We start from the raw sequence: 16,317 nt of genomic DNA, 5'->3' as shown, positions 1-16,317 counted from the left end.
TTTGTTGTGTCGGATCACGCACTGCAAACGCCAGCACAAAATCGCGATGGCCTCTCTACTCGGCTAAATCCTGCCGTCAACCGGAAGTAGACGAAGTTTTCGTGTTCAGGCGCAGAGGCAGGCCGGGATCGCGGATTGACCTAGCGTCGTCAGCCGGTATCGCCGCGCCGGATCACTCGAGCATCGCCGTCGCGAGCTGGCTGTCGAGAAGCTCCTCGGGCAGCAGGATGTAGATGTCTTCCGGCGGGGTCGTCAGCGAATAGATCATCACGCCGGGATCGACGCCCATGTCGATCAAATATTCCATGGTCCGCCCCTGCCCGCGCTGGATTTCCTCGACCGCGAAATAGGCGGGCATGTAGAGGTTCTCGTCGTAATAGTGCTGGTGCATGCCGACATATCCGTCGGGCGACACACGACGCTCCTGACCGGCTGCGAGGACATATGGACAGGCCGACATGCAGGCCATGCCGGGCAGGATAACGGTGTTCATCTCGGCCTCGCGCAGCACGCGGCCAATCGCCAGCGCCTCGGTCACCTCCCCGCCGGGGCTGCTGAGTGCGATCGTCGCCGGGGCCTCCTCGGGCGCGTCGCCTTCGGTGAGCCCCGCGAGATAGGTTTCCAGCCGATCCGCATCGCCCGGCGCGATGGCGCCGTTCAGCAGCAGCACCGAGCCAATACCCTCGACCTCTTCGCGCTCGAAGGTCAGCCGGTCGGGATAGTTCGACGGCAATTCGATCCCCGGCGGCAGCGCAGGCGCATCGCGGCGTGGCGTCGGGCGTGCGGGATCGAAGCGGCGGCGCTGATCGCCCGGCGCGACCGGCTCGGTCATCTCCGGCACGGCGAAGGGCGGCTGCGGGCGATAGCGCCCCAGCCAGTCGCCCGCGATCATCACCACGGCGATGCCGACCTGCACCAGCAGGACGACGCGCAGCCATCGGCGCACGTCGAACCGGTCAAAGCGCGGAAGCGACAGGCGCATCGCTCAGCTCTCCGCAGGGCGCGGCGGCGGATCCGCAGGCGCAGGCGGATCGACCTTCTCGGACACCCGCTTGAGCATCTCGGCATCCGCGCCGCCCATCGTCTGCTCGACATCGCGCATCGCGTTCAGCGCAGCTTTCAGGTCTGCCAGCGTCAGCGTCTCCTCGATCGGCAGCCCGTCGCGGCCAGATCGGATCGCGGCCTGCGTCACCGCCAGCACGAAGACCAGCACGGCGGGCAGCAGGTCGATCGCGATCGCCCCGGCCCAGGAAGGCACGAAACTGCCCGCATAGCGGATCACCGCCTCGGCGCTGGTGATCGGGTTATAGGCGGTCTGGATCGGCGGATCGCGGGCCAGAACTTCGTCGGCTGCGCGCTCGAGCGTGCGCCCCCGCTGATCGAGCGCTTCCAGCACCGAGTCGATGGTCGAGCTTTGCGCATCGCGGACATTCGTCGTGCGCCCGTCTAGTTCAGGCAGCACCACGGACGCCGGCAAATCCTGCGCCGCTCGCGCCACCAGCGGCGCGACAGACAGCTGATCAAGCCGCGCGATCACACCCGCCAGTCGCACGCTTTGCTCGGCGAATTCGACCGAGCGTTTCTCCACCGGACCGGGCGCCACGATCAGCGCGCGCATCCGCCCGAGAATCTGGTTGCCGGTCTCGAAGGAGTCGTCGATTAGTGGCTGCTGCGCGCGGATCTGCTCTTCGAGATTGGCCAGTTCCTCGGTCTTCTGGGTCAACACGCGGAACACCGCGCCCCGCCCTGCAGTGCCCGACAGCTGGCCCGATTGCTCCTGATCCGCCAGCGCCTCGAAGGCGGCACGCGCACGTTCGACCTCGCGGCCCAGCGCCTGCGCCGAGAGCGCAATGTCATGGGCCTGCTCCAGCGCGGACTGGTAGTCGCGCACCGTGGTGTCCAGATGCTGCTCCACCGCCGCAGAGCCCGCCAGCGCCGCCGCATTGAGCCAGCTCGACATGGCGACGATGGCGAGCGAGCCGACGATGGTCGACACCGTCAGCCCGACAAAGCCGCTGGCCGTGCGCATCGCGGGCAGAAGCCGCAGCATGTAGCTCCAGAAGACGAAAATCCCGACCGAGACGGCGATGGAATAGGCCAGCGCCGCGAAGAAGCTCATCGCGCCGTTATCCTCGAGGATCGAGGACACGCCGAGATAGGTATAGATCCCCGAGGCGATCGCCAGCACGCCCAGCGCCGCAGGTGTGATCGTGTCGAGCCAGGCCAGATGGCCCTCCAACTCCTTCGCGGTGCGCAGGCCCTTGGTCTCGGCCGCGCTCAGTCTTTTGGTGGGTTCGGTCATCTGGGGCTCGCCCTTCTCGAAATTGGGATCGGGAATTGATCACAATTGGGGCACGGCGCGGTGAATTTTAAGGGTTTGGAAAGAATAGTTTACTTCAGCCTGCGCCTGCGCGCGCCCGCTTGCGGCGGTTTCGCGCGTGATCTGCGCCCGAATTGGTGAGGCCACCCGGGGGACTCCGGGTGGCCTCGTCTTGACGAACCGGCCACAACCGGCGCCCCACTTACATCGCCGGCAGGATCGTCAAGTCACGGATGTCGCCGCCGGCCCCTTCGACCATGCCCTTGCCCATCGCCTCGCCACTCTCGAGGTCGACGGTGTAGAGCATGTTCCCGGTGGCGAGCCACGCCGTGTTTTTCATGTCTTCGGTGGTCTGGATGTCGAACGCATAGCCCTCGCCCGGCATGTCGATGCCGAACTTGCCGATGGCGGCGAGCGTGCCGTCATTGGGCGAGGTCTGCTGGATCAGCGCGACGATGGTGGAATCCACGTCATACATCGCGGTGCTGTCGGGCATCCCGTAGCTGTTGGCATAGGCAGCGGCAGCGATCGCCGGGGCCTCGCCCGCATGCATGTCCTTTTCCTCATAAGCGAGGCTGCCATCGACGGTCACTTCGCCGGTTTCTACGTTCACGCGGTGATTGGTGGTGCCCGACATGAAGCGCAGCTTGTCGGCCTTCGGGTTGAAGTCGACGATCACCGGCCCGTCCACGGGCAACATCTTGTCCATCTGCGAGACTTTCGTCGCGGCACCGCTTTCCATGTCGATCGTGTAGAGCGCCTGATCGGCATCCACCGCGACCAACGTCTTGTTCGACGGGCGCAGATCGATCCCGTGCAGCTTCGCGGTGCCGGTGACATCCATCGTGCCGGTGACTTCGAGCGTGTCGGTATCGAACATCACGAGCGTCTTGTCGCCCACGAGGCCGATGGCCGAGGCCGCCAAGGCGCCGCTTGCGCCCATTGCGGTGACGAGAGCGGTCGAGAGGGTCAGTTTCAGCATGGTAATTCCTTTCGTTTCCCTGTTCGCGGCAAGCGCCTTTCGCGCCGTCCATGCCCCCTAGACCCGGCCAGATGCGGATCGGATGCAGGAAATCGAAATTTTTTCTGCGAAACCGTGCGATGTCCCAGCGACAGCAGGCGAGACACCGGCCCCGCAACAACGGGGCCGGTGTGAGAAATCAGACGTAAGCGCCTGCCGAATAGGTCAGATCATAGCTGTGGCTGTAGATCTCGAAGACGATGCCGAACGGGTCTTCGACATAGACCATGCGGTAGGGCTTGGTACCGGGGAAGTATTCCCGGATCGGCATCCGCTGCCGCCCGCCGGCGTCGACGATGCGCTGGGTCAGCCCTTCTACATCCGGGTCCTGCACGGCGAAATGGAAGGTGCCGTGGCGCTTGTGTTCGAGCTTGTCCTCGGGCGCGTAATTACCGGGGAACTCGAAGATTTCGATACCGATCCCATCCGCGGTCGACAGATGCGCGATCCGCAGCGAGCCCCAACCGGGCCCGAAGACATCGGTGCACATCACGCCAATGGCGCTGTCGTCCTCGACGGCCTCGGAGGGCTCCATCACGACGTAGAACCCGAGAACCTCGGAATAGAACGTCACGGCCGCCTCGAGGTCGGGGACCGACAGGCCGATATGGGAGAAGGTGCGCGGGGTAGTTGCCATCTCAAGGCTCCTTTCAGGTTGCGATGACAGCGATATGGATTGTCATACCCCTCATGTGAAATTATCATATTTCATATAAACAATAACGATCTGTTATCCCTTATGCTGAACGCAACTTGGCTCGAAACCTTCACCGCGCTATGCGAGGCCGGGCATTTCACCCGCGCCGCCGAGCGGTTGCACATGACCCAGCCGGGCGTGAGCCAGCACCTCAAGAAGCTGGAGGCCCAAGTCGGACAGAAGCTGATCACGTGGCAGGGCAAGAGCTTCACGCCGACCCCGGCGGGCGAGGCGGTTTTCGCGCTCGGCCTGTCGCGGCGGGCCGAAGAGAAACGCCTGCGCGACGCGATCGAGACCGATGACCGGGATGCGGGGCCGGTGTATATCGCCTGCTCAGGCAGTTTCGCGATGCTGCTCTACCCGATCCTGCTGGAGTGGATGCAAAGCGCGCCCGCGCTGAGCGTCCATCTGCAGGCCGCACCACAGGCGGATATTCTGGCGGGACTGCTGGAGGGGCGGTTCGACCTCGGTGTGCTCGGCACGGACCCGGATCACGCACGCCTTGAAGCCCAGCATATAGGGCGGGAGGAGCTGTGCCTCCTGCTGCCTGCCGGGGCCGCGCCGCCCGCCACCTTTGCCGATCTCGACGCGCACGGCTTCATCGCCCATCCCGACGGCTTCGCCTATGCCGACGACCTGCTGAAGCTGAACTTCCCCGAGGACTATCCCGGCGCCGACCGGCTGCGCCTGCGCGGTTCGGTCAACCAGATCGGCCAGATCCCCGCCCCGGTTGCCCGGGGGATCGGCTACACTCTCCTGCCGCGCAGTGGGGTCGAGGCCTTTGCAGACAAGGCGCAGCTCTCTGTCGTCCCTCTACCGAAGCGTCGCTGGCACGAACTGTGGCTGGCCTCCCGGCGCGGTCGCAGCGCCCCGGCGCGGGTGCTCCATACGCAAGAGATGATCGCCGAAGCCGCGCGGCAACTGCGCTGAGCGCCACGCTTTTCGACCGAAATCCGAGATTATTTTCATCCAATCGACTGTTTCGCGGGTCTAGAGCTTGGAAATGGGAGAAAATCGTGAAGAACTTGGTCCGGGAGCGACCGCCGCGCGGCAGGCGGAACATGGGAGCGTTTATGACGAAAGCGGAAAGCTGCCCCGTTGCGCAGGCGCTGCACGATTGCGCCGAGGGCGATGCGGGCGCGCTTGAGCGGCTGGTGGCGCTGGAAGGCGGGCGCATGCTGGGCGTGGCCAAGCGCATTCTGGGCCGCACCGATCTGGCCGAAGAGGCCTTGCAGGAGGCGCTGGTGCGCATCTGGCGCAAGGCCGGGCAATTCAGTGGCAATCCCGGCTCGGCCAAGGGCTGGGTCTATACCGTCCTGCGCAGTCGCTGCCTGAACATTCTGCGCGACGGCAAACGGCTGAGCCTGCTCTCGCCCGAGGAATTGGGGGCGTTGCAGGATGCGCGCGAACAGAGCGTGCCCGAAGAAGGCTGGCAGATGCTCGCAGGCTCCAGCCGCCTGCGCGACTGCCTCGAGGCGCTCGACCCGGCCAGCCGCCATTCGATCCTGCTCGCCCATGTCGGCGGGTTCAGCCATGGCGAGATCGCCGCGCGCCAGTCGGTGCCGCTGGGCACGGCGAAAAGCTGGATCCGGCGCGGATTGGCCAGCCTGAGGGAGTGCCTGTCATGAGCCTGAACCGGACCGATCTCAACGCCATCGCAGATGATTACGTCCTTGGTCTTCTGAGCGAAACTGAGGCCGAGTTGCTCGAGGAACTGCTGGCGCGCGACCCTGCGCTGGAGGCCCGCGTGGCGGCGCTGCGCGACGGGTTGCTCCCGCTCGATCTCTCCGCGCCCAAGGCCGACCTGCCGGATGATTTCATGGATCGCCTGCGCGAACGCATCGCGGCGGAACCTGCACGCGAAGACGCGGCCCCACGGGGGGTGACGATCACGCCGGTCACACCGCAAGCCGACAACCTGCCGCAAGCCCCGCGCGCGAAGTGGCGCTGGTTGATCGCGGCGGGGATCATCGGCCTCGCGGTGGGTCTGGGCACCGGCACGTTGCGCCCGACGCCAGAGCCGCGCGTGGTCGCCGTTCTCATGAACGCATCCGGCGAGCCGCAGGCCGTGATCGAGGATTACGGCAATCGCGACGCCAAGATCCGCTTCGTGGCGGATGTGACGCTGCCTTCGGGCAAAACGATCCAAGCCTGGACCCTCCCTTCGCCAGAGACGGGCCCGGTGTCGCTCGGCACGCTCGACAGGGTGGCGCCTGCGGTGTTGACCGGCCCTTCCCTGCCCGAACCTGCGCCGCAGCAGCTCTACGAGATCACGCTGGAACCCGCGGGCGGCTCGCCCACAGGACGCCCGACCGGCCCGATCCTTGGCAAAGGCTTCGCCCATATCCAGAGCTGATCCGGCCCTGCCCGTGCGGGAGGGTCTCCCGCACGGGCTTGACCTTGCCTATATTCGGCTGAAATGAACAGGGCGCGGCGCACGCGCCCCATTCGCCCGACCCAGACAGGCCCGAGAGAGGACCCCCCTGATGAAATTTCGCTTCCCGATTGTCATCATCGACGAGGATTTTCGCTCCGAGAATACCTCCGGTCTCGGCATCCGGGCACTCGCGCAAGCCATCGAGGCCGACGGGTTCGAAGTGCTCGGCGTCACCAGCTACGGCGACCTGTCGCAATTCGCCCAACAGCAAAGCCGCGCCTCGGCCTTCGTGCTGGCGATCGACGACGAGGAATTCTCCTCCGGCCCCGAACTGGACCCGGCCGTCGAAAAGCTGCGCGCCTTCATCGAGGAAGTGCGCTGGAAAAACGCCGATGTGCCGATCTTCCTGCATGGCGAGACCAAGACCTCGCGCCACCTGCCCAACGATATCCTGCGCGAGTTGCACGGCTTCATCCACATGTTCGAGGATACGCCGGAATTCGTCGCCAAGCACATCATCCGCGAGGCGAAGAGCTATCTCGAGAGCATCCAGCCGCCCTTCTTCAAGCAGTTGCTCGACTATGCCGAGGACGGCTCCTACTCGTGGCACTGCCCGGGCCATTCGGGCGGCGTCGCCTTCCTGAAATCGCCGATCGGCCAGATGTATCACCAGTTCTACGGTGAAAACATGCTGCGCGCCGATGTCTGCAACGCGGTGGAGGAGCTGGGCCAGCTGCTCGATCATAACGGCGCGATCGGCGCCTCCGAGCGCAATGCCGCGCGGATCTTCAATTCCGATCACTGCTTCTTCGTGACCAACGGCACCTCGACCTCGAACAAGATGGTCTGGCACCACACGGTCGCGCCGGGCGACGTGGTTGTGGTCGACCGAAACTGTCACAAGTCGATCCTGCACGCGATCATCATGACTGGCGCGATCCCGGTCTTCCTGAAGCCCACGCGCAACCATTGGGGCATCATCGGCCCGATCCAGCGCTCGGAATTCGAGCCCGAGGCGATCCGCGCCAAGATGAAGGCGAACCCGCTACTGGCCGATTACGACACCGACAATGTCCAGCCCCGGATCATGACGCTGACGCAGTCGACCTATGACGGGGTTCTCTACAATACCGAGGTGATCAAGTCGCTTCTGGACGGCTGGGTCGACAACCTGCATTTCGACGAGGCGTGGATCCCCCATGCCGCCTTCCATCCGTTCTACGGCCAGTATCACGCGATGGGCCGCAAGCGCGAGCGCACGACCAAGTCGATCACCTATGCGACGCAATCGGTGCACAAGCTGCTCGCCGGGATTTCGCAGGCGAGCCATGTGCTCGTGCAGGACAGCAAGGAAGAGAAGCTCGACCGGCATCTCTTCAACGAGAGCTACCTGATGCACACCTCGACCAGCCCGCAATATTCGATCATCGCAAGCTGCGACGTGGCGGCGGCGATGATGGAACCGCCGGGCGGCACCGCGCTGGTAGAGGAAAGCATCGTCGAAGCGCTCGATTTCCGCCGCGCGATGGTGAAGGTCGAAGAGGAATATGGCCCCGAGGATTGGTGGTTCCAGGTCTGGGGCCCGACCGATTTCCGCGCCGATGGCGACGGGATGGCCGCGACCCGCGACTGGGTTCTCAAGAAGACCGATGCCGAGGGCGTCGAAACCACCGGCTCGGATAGCTGGCACGGCTTTGGCGACATGGCGCCGGGCTTCAACATGCTCGACCCGATCAAGGCCACGATCATCACCCCCGGCCTCGATATCGAGGGGCGTTTCGACGACAGCGGCATCCCCGCCTCGATCGTGTCGAAATACCTCGCCGAGCATGGCGTCGTGGTCGAGAAGACCGGGCTTTACAGCTTCTTCATCCTGTTCACGATCGGCATCACCAAGGGCCGCTGGAACACGCTGCTGGCGGCGCTGCAGCAGTTCAAGGACCATTACGACAAGAACCAGCCGCTGTGGCGCGTGATGCCGGAATTCTCGGCGAAGTTCCCGCGCTACGAGCGCATGGGGCTGAAGGATCTCAGCCAGCACGTCCATTCGCTTTACGCGAAATACGACGTCGCGCGGCTCTCGACCGAGATCTACCTGACCGACCATCACCCCGAGATGACCCCGTCGGAGGCCTTCTCGCATATCGCGCGGCGCAAGACCGAGCGCGTCTCCATCGACGAGCTGGAGGGCCGGATCACGACGAGCCTCGTGACCCCCTACCCGCCGGGCATTCCGCTGCTGATCCCGGGTGAGGTCTTCAACGCGAAGATCGTGGATTACCTGCGCTTCAACCGGGAATTCGCCCGCGAATGCCCCGGCTTCGAGACCGATATCCACGGGCTCGTGACGGAGACGGGCGAGGACGGCCAGACGTATTACTTCGCGGATTGCGTGGCGCGCTAAGGCGGACCCGATCAAGCTTCGAGGCTCAATGTCAGGGCGCGGCTCGGTTTATCCCGACCGCGCCCTAACTCATTCCTCAGACGGATCGGTTTCGGGAGAAAAGCAGCATGAGCGACAGGCCCAAAGGCACGATGATGGCCGTGGTCACGACCGGAACGGGCGGCTACGAGCGGCTCGACTATCGCGAGGTCGCGATGCCCGAACCGGAGCCCGGCAAGGTGCTGCTGCAGGTGCTCGCGGCAGGCATCAACAACACCGACATCAACACGCGGCTGGGCTGGTATTCTTCTGACGTCAAATCCGGCACGCAGGAGTCGCGCGAAGACGCCGAGCATGCCGATGGCAGCTGGAGCGGGGCCACGCCCTTCCCGCTCATCCAGGGCACCGATTGCTGCGGTCGGGTCGTCGCGGTGGGCGACGATGGCGACGAGGCCCTGATCGGCACCCGCGTTCTGGTACGCTCCTGCATGCGCGAGCGCGATTTCTCCTCGATGGACACGGTCTGGCTCGGCTCCAATTTCGACGGGGCCTTCGCGCAATATGTGAAAGTGCCCGCAGGCGAGGTCTTCGCCATCGACAGCGACTGGAGCGACGCCGAACTCGCCACCCTGCCCTGCGCCTATGGCACGGCGGAGAACATGATCCACCGCGCGGGCGTCACCGCGGGCGAGCGCGTGCTGGTTCCGGGCGCTTCGGGCGGCGTGGGCTCGGCGTTGATCCAGTTGCTCAAACGGCGCGGCGCGGAAGTCGTTGCCATTACCAGCGCCGCCAAGCGCGAGATCGTGCTGGAGATCGGCGCGGATCAGGTGCTCTGCCGCGAGGACGATCCCGTGGCGGCGATCGGCGAGAACAGCGTCGACGTGGTGATCGACAACGTCGCCGGGCCGGGTTTCGGCACGATGCTGAAGCTGCTCCGGCGCGGCGGGCGCTATGCCTCGTCGGGCGCGATTGCCGGGCCGGTCGTGGAGCTGGACATGCGCGACATGTATCTCAAGGACATCACGCTGATCGGCTGCACCGCATGGGACGCGCCGATCTTCGGCAACCTGATCTCCTATGTCGAGAAGGGCGAAATCCGCCCGTTGCTCGCCGCCACCTACCCGCTCGATCAGATCGCCGAGGCGCAGAAGGTATTTCAGGAAAAACGCCACGCCGGGAAAATCGTGCTGATCCCGGCGCGTTGACCTGCGCGGCTTACGCCGAAGGCATAGGACTACGCGGTTCGGTCTCGCGCACCAGCCGAGACCGAACCGAAATCATCGATCAGACCGCAGGTTTGCGGTGCAGCGTGCCCTGCTCATAGGCATAGGCGCATTGGATCAAGGCGTGCTCGCTCCACTGCTGGCCGAGGAAGATCAGCTCGAACGGCGCGCCGGAGGCGTAGTAGCCCGCGGGCACGGTGACGCCCGGAATGCCCGCGATGTTCAGCTCCCCGACGGTGGTCTCGAGGATCGCGTCACCCGAATGGAGGCCCGGCAATTCGCAGAGCATCTGCGGGTAAACGAGCGCGTCGAGTTGATGGCGCGCGAAGACTTCCTCCATCAGCAGCAGATAGGTCCGCTTCAGGGCCGTGAACGCGGGCAGCGCGGGCGGCGTAGTCGGGGATTTCACCGCCTCGACGAAATCGGGCAGCTCGTTGAGGAAGCCGAGGATCGCGCCCTTCGCGAGCACGTTTTCCTCCTTCGTGGCCTCGACGAACTCCTCCCAGGTCTTGATCGCCGCATTCGGGCCCAGCCGCTCGAGATATTTCGTCATGTCATAGGGGATGGATTCCAGCCCGCGCCCGTCGAAGAAGGGCGTGCCCGGCGTGATCTCGCGATAGCTTGCGAAATCGGTGCCCGCGAAGGGGTCGTCGACCAGAACCGCGCCGAGGTCTTCAAGCTCGCTCTTCGCGCGATCGTAAAGATCCGACGCCTCGTGGGAGAGTTCGTTCTTCCGCCAGCCCGGCCCGTAAAGCCCGAGCCGCTTGCCCTTCAGGCTGTCCTTCGACAGGCCCGAGGCGTAGCCGCCTTCGGGGATCTTGTCGACGCAAGCCAGCGTCTTGGGGTCTTCGGTGGTGAACCCCGCCAGGACATCGAGGCCGAGGGCGGCATCAGTCACAGTGCGCGCGATCGGCCCGACCACGTCGCGATTGCCCGAGAGCGGCACGACACCGGCATTCGGCACCAGCCCGATGGTCGGCTTGATACCCACCAGCCCCTGCGCCGAGGCCGGGTTCTGGATCGAGCCGCCGGTTTCCTCGGCGAGCCCCATGACGCACATATGGGTGGCGACCGCCGCTGCCGTGCCTGCGCTCGACCCGCCCGGGGCGCGGTCCTCGATCGCGGGGTTGATCGTGGGACCGGCCCAGCTGTCATTGGCATGCGTTCCGGTCCAGCTGAGGATCGGCACGTTGGTCTTGCCGAGGATGACCGCATCGGCCGCACGCATCCGGGCCACCACGGGGCTATCGCGTTCGGGCATCAGATCGACGCCGCCCGTCCCGGAATAGAGCAGCCGCCAGCCCGCCGTGGTGGGGATGCCCGCCATGTCCATCGGATCCTTCACGACGATCGGCACCCCGGCCAGCGGCCCGAGCGCCTCGCCCGCAGCGCGCCGCCGGTCGATGTCGCGGGCGGTCTCGAGGGCTGCGTCATTCTCGAAGATGATCGCGTTGTATTTGCCGTTCAGCGCCTTGACCTGAGCGATGCAGGCTTCGGTCAGCGCCTCTGCGGTGAACGCCCCCGAGGCCAGCCCCTCCTGAACGGCGGCGACGGTGAGCGTTCCGAGATCGGGCAGATCGGGTTTCGTTTGAGCGGACATGAGAGACTCCTTTTCCGTTTGGCGGGCATGGTGCCGCCATCGCCCGAGCCGGAGCCGGGCGGGGTGGATCGAAAGTGACGAAGCTCGACCCGTGACGCGAACCGATGAGGCTGCAGAGACGGTCGAAGCCGGGAAGAAAAAGGTCGCCCCCACCCAAGAAGCTGCCCTCCAAGGCAGAGGCGACAGGTTAAAGACCGCGCAACAAGGGATAGGGGCGCGGCCCTAAGCTCATTCGGCGATGCCGACGATCGACTTCAGGACCGAGGCCCCGACCGTGTATTTCGGGTCGACCATGTTGCCGAGACGCACGCGCCCGCATTGGGTCAGCAGCATGTAGGCGTCGATCTCGTCGAAGCCGAAATCGGCGGCCATCCAGCGGATCAGCTCGCGGTAAGCGCCGCGCGCGGCGTCTTCCATCGGACGTGCCGAGCCGACCGTCATGTAGAACTCTTCGTTCTCCAGACGCGGCGTGCTGATCGTCCAGTTCTTGATCAGGTCGATGCGCACGGTGGTGACGGTCGGGTGCTCGACCGCGACGCCGCAAAGCTCGCCGTCGCCCTGGGCTGCGTGGCAATCCCCGAGGAACAGATAGCCGCCCTCGGTCTGCACCGGCAGATAGACGACCGCGCCCGGCGCGACATCGGGAAGGTCCATGTTGCCGCCGTAATAATCCGGCACCAGCGAGGAGATCGCCTCGGCAATCGGCGCCGTGCCGATCGTGCCGATGAAGGGCTCGTAAGGCAGGCTGATCTTGTCGTTCCACTTCGTGCCTTCCTCGACGGTGATGTCGAGCTTGCGCACCACCTCGGGCAGCGGCGCGGTCAAGAGCGCAGTCTCGAAGGTGGGAACCAGACCGCCGAATTCGGGCATGATCACCGTGGTGCCCCGCGGCTGCGGCCCGCGCGGCACGATGCTCTCGATATAGACCGCGATCGTGTCGCCCTTCTCGGCGCCGTTCACGTAGATCGGGCCGTTTTGCGGGTTCAGGAAGGGAAAGTTCAGGATCTCGGTCGGCTTGTCGGTCTCCGACTTGATCGCGCCTTCGAACGCGTCATGGGTCTCGGCGCTGACGACGGTGCCCGGATCGACGGTCAGGACCGGCTCGATCCCGGCGGTGTAGATGTAGGGATAGCTTCCCTGCTCTTCCTCGGTGATCGTGCGTTTTTCGAGGGTCTGACCTTTCGCCACGCCCTTGCGCGCCATGATGGATTCTTCAAACCAGCTCATAAGTTGCTCCTTTTACTTGCAAATTCCATGATTGTTCCGGGGAGATCAGACCGACAGGTATCGTCGGATCGTGTCGCGGTCCTGCAGCATCTCGCGGTCGAGCTCGGCGACGATCCGGCCCTTGTCCATGACGTAGCAGCGCTGCGCCATCGCCCGGATCATGTCGACATTCTGCTCCACGAAGACGACGGTCACGCCGGTCTTGCGGTTCAACTCGACCATGATGCGCGCGATGTCCTGCACGATGTTCGGCTGGATCCCCTCGGAGGGCTCGTCGAGCAGGATCATTGACGGATCGCCCATCAGCACGCGCCCGATGGCGAGCTGCTGCTGCTGACCGCCCGACATCGTGCCCGCGCGCTGATCGGCGCGCTCCTTGAGGATCGGGAAATAGCGGAAGATCTCGTCGACCTTGCCGGGGGTGGACTTGCCCGCGATGCTTTCGCCGACGAGCAGGTTTTCGAGCACGGTCATGCGCGGGAAGACATCGCGGCCCTGCGGCACATAGCCGATGCCCTTGCGCGCCCGTTTATGCGCGGAGAGCAGATCGATCGACGCGCCGTCGAGGTTGATCGACCCCTTGTCGGTCGACAACAGCCCGATCAGCGTTTTCATCAGGGTCGATTTGCCGACCCCGTTGCGCCCAATCACGGCGACGATCTCGCCCTCGCGGACCTGAAAATCGACGCCCTGCAGCACCGGCTTGCCGCCGTAGCCCGCATTGAGTTCGATCACGTCGAGAAGGACTTCCTTACGCATCGACTTCTCCCAGATAAATGGCGGCGACACGTTCATCGGCGGTGATCTCGTCGATGGTGCCCTGCGCGAAAATCTTGCCGAAATGGAGCACGGTGACCTGGTGGGCGATCTGGCGCACGAAGGCCATGTCGTGCTCCACCGCCAGCAGGGTCATGCCCTCGCGGTTCAGTTCCTGAAGCATCTCGCCGGTGGCGAAAGTCTCGTCGGGCGTCATCCCGGCGGTCGGCTCGTCCAGCAGCAGCAGACGCGGTTTCAGCGCCACCGCCATGCCGATCTCCAGCCACTGCTTCTGACCGTGGCTGAGATTGCCCGCGAGCTGCTTGCGGTCCTGCGAGAGTTTCAGGAACTCCAGCAGCCGGTCGATCTCCTCTTGCAGGATCTCGGGCGCGACATGGTGCTGAAGCGCGATCGTCAGGTTCTGCTGAACGCTCAGTTCCTTGAAGATGCCGGGCACCTGAAACTTCACGCTGATCCCCTTGCGGATGCGCTCGAACGGCTTCGCGCGGGTGATCTCCTCGCCGTCATAGAGGATCGCGCCGCTATCGGGCAGATGCTCGCCCAGGATCAGCTTGAAGAAGGTGCTCTTGCCCGCCCCGTTGGGACCAATCAGGCAGTGCATCTCGCCAGGCTGAAGCGCGAAATCGACATTGCCCGTGACGTGGAGCCCGCCGAAATGCTTGTTGAGCTGGCGTGTTTCGAGAATGGCCATCACCGCTCTCCTTCCAGTTTGGATTTCCGGCGCATGAAGGGCGAGATCAGCGCGATGACGATGCCACGCGGGGCGATCAGCACGGTGATCACCAGCAGCGTTCCCATCACGATCAGCGCATATTGGCTGCCGTAGATCGTGAGCGACTGGAACACCATCAGCACCGCGAGCGTGCCGATGATCGTGGTCGTGAGGTCCGTGCGTCCGCCGACCGCGACCCAGACGATGGGCAGCGAGGCCGCCGTCATCCCCATCGAGGCGGGCGTGATGTAGTTGCCCCAAGAGGTGTAGAGCACTCCCGACAGCCCGGCGAGCGCGGAGCCGATGACGAAGGTCGCCAGCTGATACTTGCGCACGTCATAACCCAGCATCTCGGCGCGCATCGGGTTCTCGCGGATCGCCACGATGACATTGCCGAAGCGCGAATTCACGAGGATGCGCAGGCCCAGATAGCAGACCAGCAGCAGCGCCAGCGTGACGTAATAGAGGGTCACGTCCGGATAGAGCACGATATTGCCGCCCGGCCACGGGATCGTCAGCGAGGGCATCGCGCCCATGCCGTTGAAGCCGTTCAGACGCGCCTTGCCGATCGCCCATTCGGGCCCCGCCGTCTGCGCCATGAAGCGCTCGAGCACCAGCGTCACCGACAGCGTCACGATGCCGAGGAACACGCCGCTGATGCGCCCGAAGAACAGGAAGTAGCCAAGGATCGCCGCGAAGAGCGCGCTCAGGCCAACCGCCAGCACCAGCGAGAGCAGCGTCAGGCCGTAGGCGTCGCCGAGGTTGATCGTCAGGACCCCGTAGGCGTAGCCCGCGACCCCGAAGAAGGCGGTCTGGCCGAAGCTGAGCGCCCCGCCATAGCCCCAGATCAGGCTCAGCCCCATCGCCATGAAGAGCCAGTTGAAGAAGTAGACGTTATTGCCGACGTCGTAGCTGTCCGCAAAGGCCGGATAGGCGCAGGCGGCGAGCAGGACGACAGTGAAGCCCGACCAGAATTTCGGTCCCTTGCCGAGGGTTTGCGGCCCCTCGATGAGCTTCAGAATGGAAGTGAAACGGGATGCGCTGCTCACGTCAGGCCCTTTCTTTCAGGATCTTGCCGCTGATGCCGCGCGGCAGGATGCGGATCACGATGATGACGGCGATGAGCATGCCGATCTGACCGGCAAGCTGGCCCTGCCAGGAGGTCAGCGATGCTTTGATGAAGCCAAGCACGACCGCGGCAGGCGCCGTCCCGAGGAAGATGTCTGCGCCGCCCACGACGACGGTCACGAAAGCCTCGACCATGAAGGCGGCCCCCATCGTCGGCACGAGCGTCATCGTCGGCGCGTAAAGCCCACCGGCAAGCCCCGCGAGCGCCGCGCCCAGACCGAAGGTCAGGCTGTAGATCAGGTTGGTGTTGACCCCGAGCGCCTCGGCCACATGCGGCACCTGGATCGTGGCGCGGGCAAGGATGCCGAAGCGCGTCTTGGTGAACATCAGCCACAAGGCGGCCAGCGTCGCGAGCGCCATCACCACGAGCACGATGCGATAGATCGAATAGGAATAGTCGCCGACGGTGAAGCTGCCGAAGGGCGTGCCGCTGCCGGCCATCGTCGTGCCCAGCACGATCAGCGTGCCTTGGGTGACGATCATCGAGATCCCCCAAGTGGCCACGATCGTATCGAGGGGACGTTTGTAGAGCGGGCGGATCACCACGACCTCGACGATCATCCCGGCGATACCGGCGGCCAGAGAACCCAGCGCGATCGCGATCGGAAGGGGCACGCCCATATGGGTGGCGCTCGTCGAGACATAGGCGCCGCAGAGGATGAACTCGCCATGCGCGAGGTTGATCACGCCCATCATGCCGAAGATCACCGCGAGGCCGCAGGCGCTGAGCACGAGGAAGGCGAACGCGTCTCCGAACTGATAGAAGAAGCTGAAGAGAGAGTAGAGGAACTCCATAGACCGTCCCTTTCTTGGTGGCCGTCGTTCAGGGAAATCCGGGCAAGAAAATCCGGG

At 64.7% G+C, this 16,317-nt stretch carries 15 protein-coding genes; 5 read left to right on the top strand and 10 right to left on the bottom strand.

Translation table 11 applies throughout. The features are described from left to right. Positions 1-172: 172 nt before the first annotated feature. The 4 genes from F8R15_RS12670 to F8R15_RS12655 form a co-directional block, all read right to left on the bottom strand. Complete coding sequence (locus tag F8R15_RS12670) at positions 173-982, bottom strand: hypothetical protein (RefSeq protein ID WP_152844815.1); 810 nt, start codon at positions 980-982, stop codon at positions 173-175. Positions 983-985: 3 nt separating this feature from the next. Then, a complete protein-coding gene (locus tag F8R15_RS12665; RefSeq protein WP_152844814.1) occupies positions 986-2,302 on the bottom strand; it encodes a hypothetical protein in 1,317 nt (438 codons plus the stop codon). Positions 2,303-2,522: 220 nt separating this feature from the next. Beyond that, complete coding sequence (locus F8R15_RS12660; RefSeq protein WP_108722384.1) at positions 2,523-3,302, bottom strand: DUF4394 domain-containing protein; 780 nt, start codon at positions 3,300-3,302, stop codon at positions 2,523-2,525. 178 nt (positions 3,303-3,480) lie between these two features. After that, on the bottom strand, positions 3,481-3,978 hold the full coding sequence (locus F8R15_RS12655; protein ID WP_078601671.1) for a lactoylglutathione lyase family protein: 498 nt from the start codon (positions 3,976-3,978) through the stop codon (positions 3,481-3,483). A 102-nt stretch (positions 3,979-4,080) separates the two neighbouring features. Between F8R15_RS12655 and F8R15_RS12650 the strand changes: the two genes are divergently transcribed. The 5 genes from F8R15_RS12650 (at position 4,081) to F8R15_RS12630 (ending at position 10,003) form a co-directional block, all read left to right on the top strand. Next, positions 4,081-4,968 (top strand): LysR family transcriptional regulator, encoded by an 888-nt coding sequence (locus tag F8R15_RS12650; protein ID WP_152844813.1) that lies wholly within the window; start codon positions 4,081-4,083, stop codon positions 4,966-4,968. A gap of 143 nt (positions 4,969-5,111) precedes the next feature. Further along, a complete protein-coding gene (locus F8R15_RS12645) occupies positions 5,112-5,666 on the top strand; it encodes a sigma-70 family RNA polymerase sigma factor (protein ID WP_078520217.1) in 555 nt (184 codons plus the stop codon). Continuing rightward, on the top strand, positions 5,663-6,394 hold the full coding sequence (locus F8R15_RS12640) for an anti-sigma factor (RefSeq protein ID WP_152844812.1): 732 nt from the start codon (positions 5,663-5,665) through the stop codon (positions 6,392-6,394). Before F8R15_RS12645 ends, F8R15_RS12640 begins: the two co-directional genes overlap by 4 nt. Positions 6,395-6,524: 130 nt before the next feature. After that, positions 6,525-8,819: an arginine/lysine/ornithine decarboxylase gene (locus tag F8R15_RS12635; protein WP_078541789.1), complete on the top strand. Its 2,295-nt coding sequence runs from the start codon at positions 6,525-6,527 to the stop codon at positions 8,817-8,819. 107 nt (positions 8,820-8,926) lie between these two features. Further along, positions 8,927-10,003 carry an alcohol dehydrogenase family protein gene (locus tag F8R15_RS12630; RefSeq protein WP_253732568.1) on the top strand — a complete coding sequence of 359 codons (1,077 nt, stop codon included), beginning with the start codon at positions 8,927-8,929 and terminating at the stop codon, positions 10,001-10,003. 79 nt (positions 10,004-10,082) lie between these two features. Here F8R15_RS12630 and F8R15_RS12625 read toward each other — a convergent pair whose 3' ends face one another. From F8R15_RS12625 to F8R15_RS12600, 6 genes are all read right to left on the bottom strand, one after another. Beyond that, positions 10,083-11,621 carry an amidase gene (locus F8R15_RS12625; RefSeq protein WP_152844811.1) on the bottom strand — a complete coding sequence of 513 codons (1,539 nt, stop codon included), beginning with the start codon at positions 11,619-11,621 and terminating at the stop codon, positions 10,083-10,085. Between the two features lie 228 nt (positions 11,622-11,849). Next, on the bottom strand, positions 11,850-12,848 hold the full coding sequence (locus F8R15_RS12620; RefSeq protein ID WP_078570139.1) for an acetamidase/formamidase family protein: 999 nt from the start codon (positions 12,846-12,848) through the stop codon (positions 11,850-11,852). Between the two features lie 45 nt (positions 12,849-12,893). Further along, positions 12,894-13,607 carry an ABC transporter ATP-binding protein gene (locus F8R15_RS12615; protein ID WP_152844810.1) on the bottom strand — a complete coding sequence of 238 codons (714 nt, stop codon included), beginning with the start codon at positions 13,605-13,607 and terminating at the stop codon, positions 12,894-12,896. Then, positions 13,600-14,316: an ABC transporter ATP-binding protein gene (locus F8R15_RS12610; RefSeq protein ID WP_078520224.1), complete on the bottom strand. Its 717-nt coding sequence runs from the start codon at positions 14,314-14,316 to the stop codon at positions 13,600-13,602. The genes F8R15_RS12615 and F8R15_RS12610 overlap by 8 nt, the downstream gene beginning before the upstream one ends. Beyond that, the gene (locus tag F8R15_RS12605; protein ID WP_368731048.1) at positions 14,316-15,386 is read right to left on the bottom strand and encodes an ABC transporter permease; all 1,071 of its coding nucleotides are present in this window, start codon (positions 15,384-15,386) and stop codon (positions 14,316-14,318) included. Before F8R15_RS12605 ends, F8R15_RS12610 begins: the two co-directional genes overlap by 1 nt. 1 nt (position 15,387) lies before the next feature. Beyond that, on the bottom strand, positions 15,388-16,260 hold the full coding sequence (locus tag F8R15_RS12600) for a branched-chain amino acid ABC transporter permease (protein WP_078520226.1): 873 nt from the start codon (positions 16,258-16,260) through the stop codon (positions 15,388-15,390). Between the last annotated feature and the right edge of the window lie 57 nt (positions 16,261-16,317).

The organism is Thioclava sp. JE_KL1 (assembly GCF_009296265.1).
Classification (GTDB): Bacteria; Pseudomonadota; Alphaproteobacteria; order Rhodobacterales; family Rhodobacteraceae; genus Thioclava.
The sequence above is the reverse complement of the archived record's forward strand: the minus strand, read 5'-3'. Positions and strand labels throughout refer to the sequence as shown.

Bases quoted from the DNA above. Each gene is read 5' to 3' on its own strand.
- F8R15_RS12670 (WP_152844815.1), bottom strand. From the start codon at position 982: ATGCGCCTGTCGCTTCCGCGCTTTGACCGGTTCGACGTGCGCCGATGG.
- F8R15_RS12665 (WP_152844814.1), bottom strand. From the start codon at position 2,302: ATGACCGAACCCACCAAAAGACTGAGCGCGGCCGAGACCAAGGGCCTG.
- F8R15_RS12660 (WP_108722384.1), bottom strand. From the start codon at position 3,302: ATGCTGAAACTGACCCTCTCGACCGCTCTCGTCACCGCAATGGGCGCA.
- F8R15_RS12655 (WP_078601671.1), bottom strand. From the start codon at position 3,978: ATGGCAACTACCCCGCGCACCTTCTCCCATATCGGCCTGTCGGTCCCC.
- F8R15_RS12650 (WP_152844813.1), top strand. From the start codon at position 4,081: ATGCTGAACGCAACTTGGCTCGAAACCTTCACCGCGCTATGCGAGGCC.
- F8R15_RS12645 (WP_078520217.1), top strand. From the start codon at position 5,112: ATGACGAAAGCGGAAAGCTGCCCCGTTGCGCAGGCGCTGCACGATTGC.
- F8R15_RS12640 (WP_152844812.1), top strand. From the start codon at position 5,663: ATGAGCCTGAACCGGACCGATCTCAACGCCATCGCAGATGATTACGTC.
- F8R15_RS12635 (WP_078541789.1), top strand. From the start codon at position 6,525: ATGAAATTTCGCTTCCCGATTGTCATCATCGACGAGGATTTTCGCTCC.
- F8R15_RS12630 (WP_253732568.1), top strand. From the start codon at position 8,927: ATGAGCGACAGGCCCAAAGGCACGATGATGGCCGTGGTCACGACCGGA.
- F8R15_RS12625 (WP_152844811.1), bottom strand. From the start codon at position 11,621: ATGTCCGCTCAAACGAAACCCGATCTGCCCGATCTCGGAACGCTCACC.
- F8R15_RS12620 (WP_078570139.1), bottom strand. From the start codon at position 12,848: ATGAGCTGGTTTGAAGAATCCATCATGGCGCGCAAGGGCGTGGCGAAA.
- F8R15_RS12615 (WP_152844810.1), bottom strand. From the start codon at position 13,607: ATGCGTAAGGAAGTCCTTCTCGACGTGATCGAACTCAATGCGGGCTAC.
- F8R15_RS12610 (WP_078520224.1), bottom strand. From the start codon at position 14,316: ATGGCCATTCTCGAAACACGCCAGCTCAACAAGCATTTCGGCGGGCTC.
- F8R15_RS12600 (WP_078520226.1), bottom strand. From the start codon at position 16,260: ATGGAGTTCCTCTACTCTCTCTTCAGCTTCTTCTATCAGTTCGGAGAC.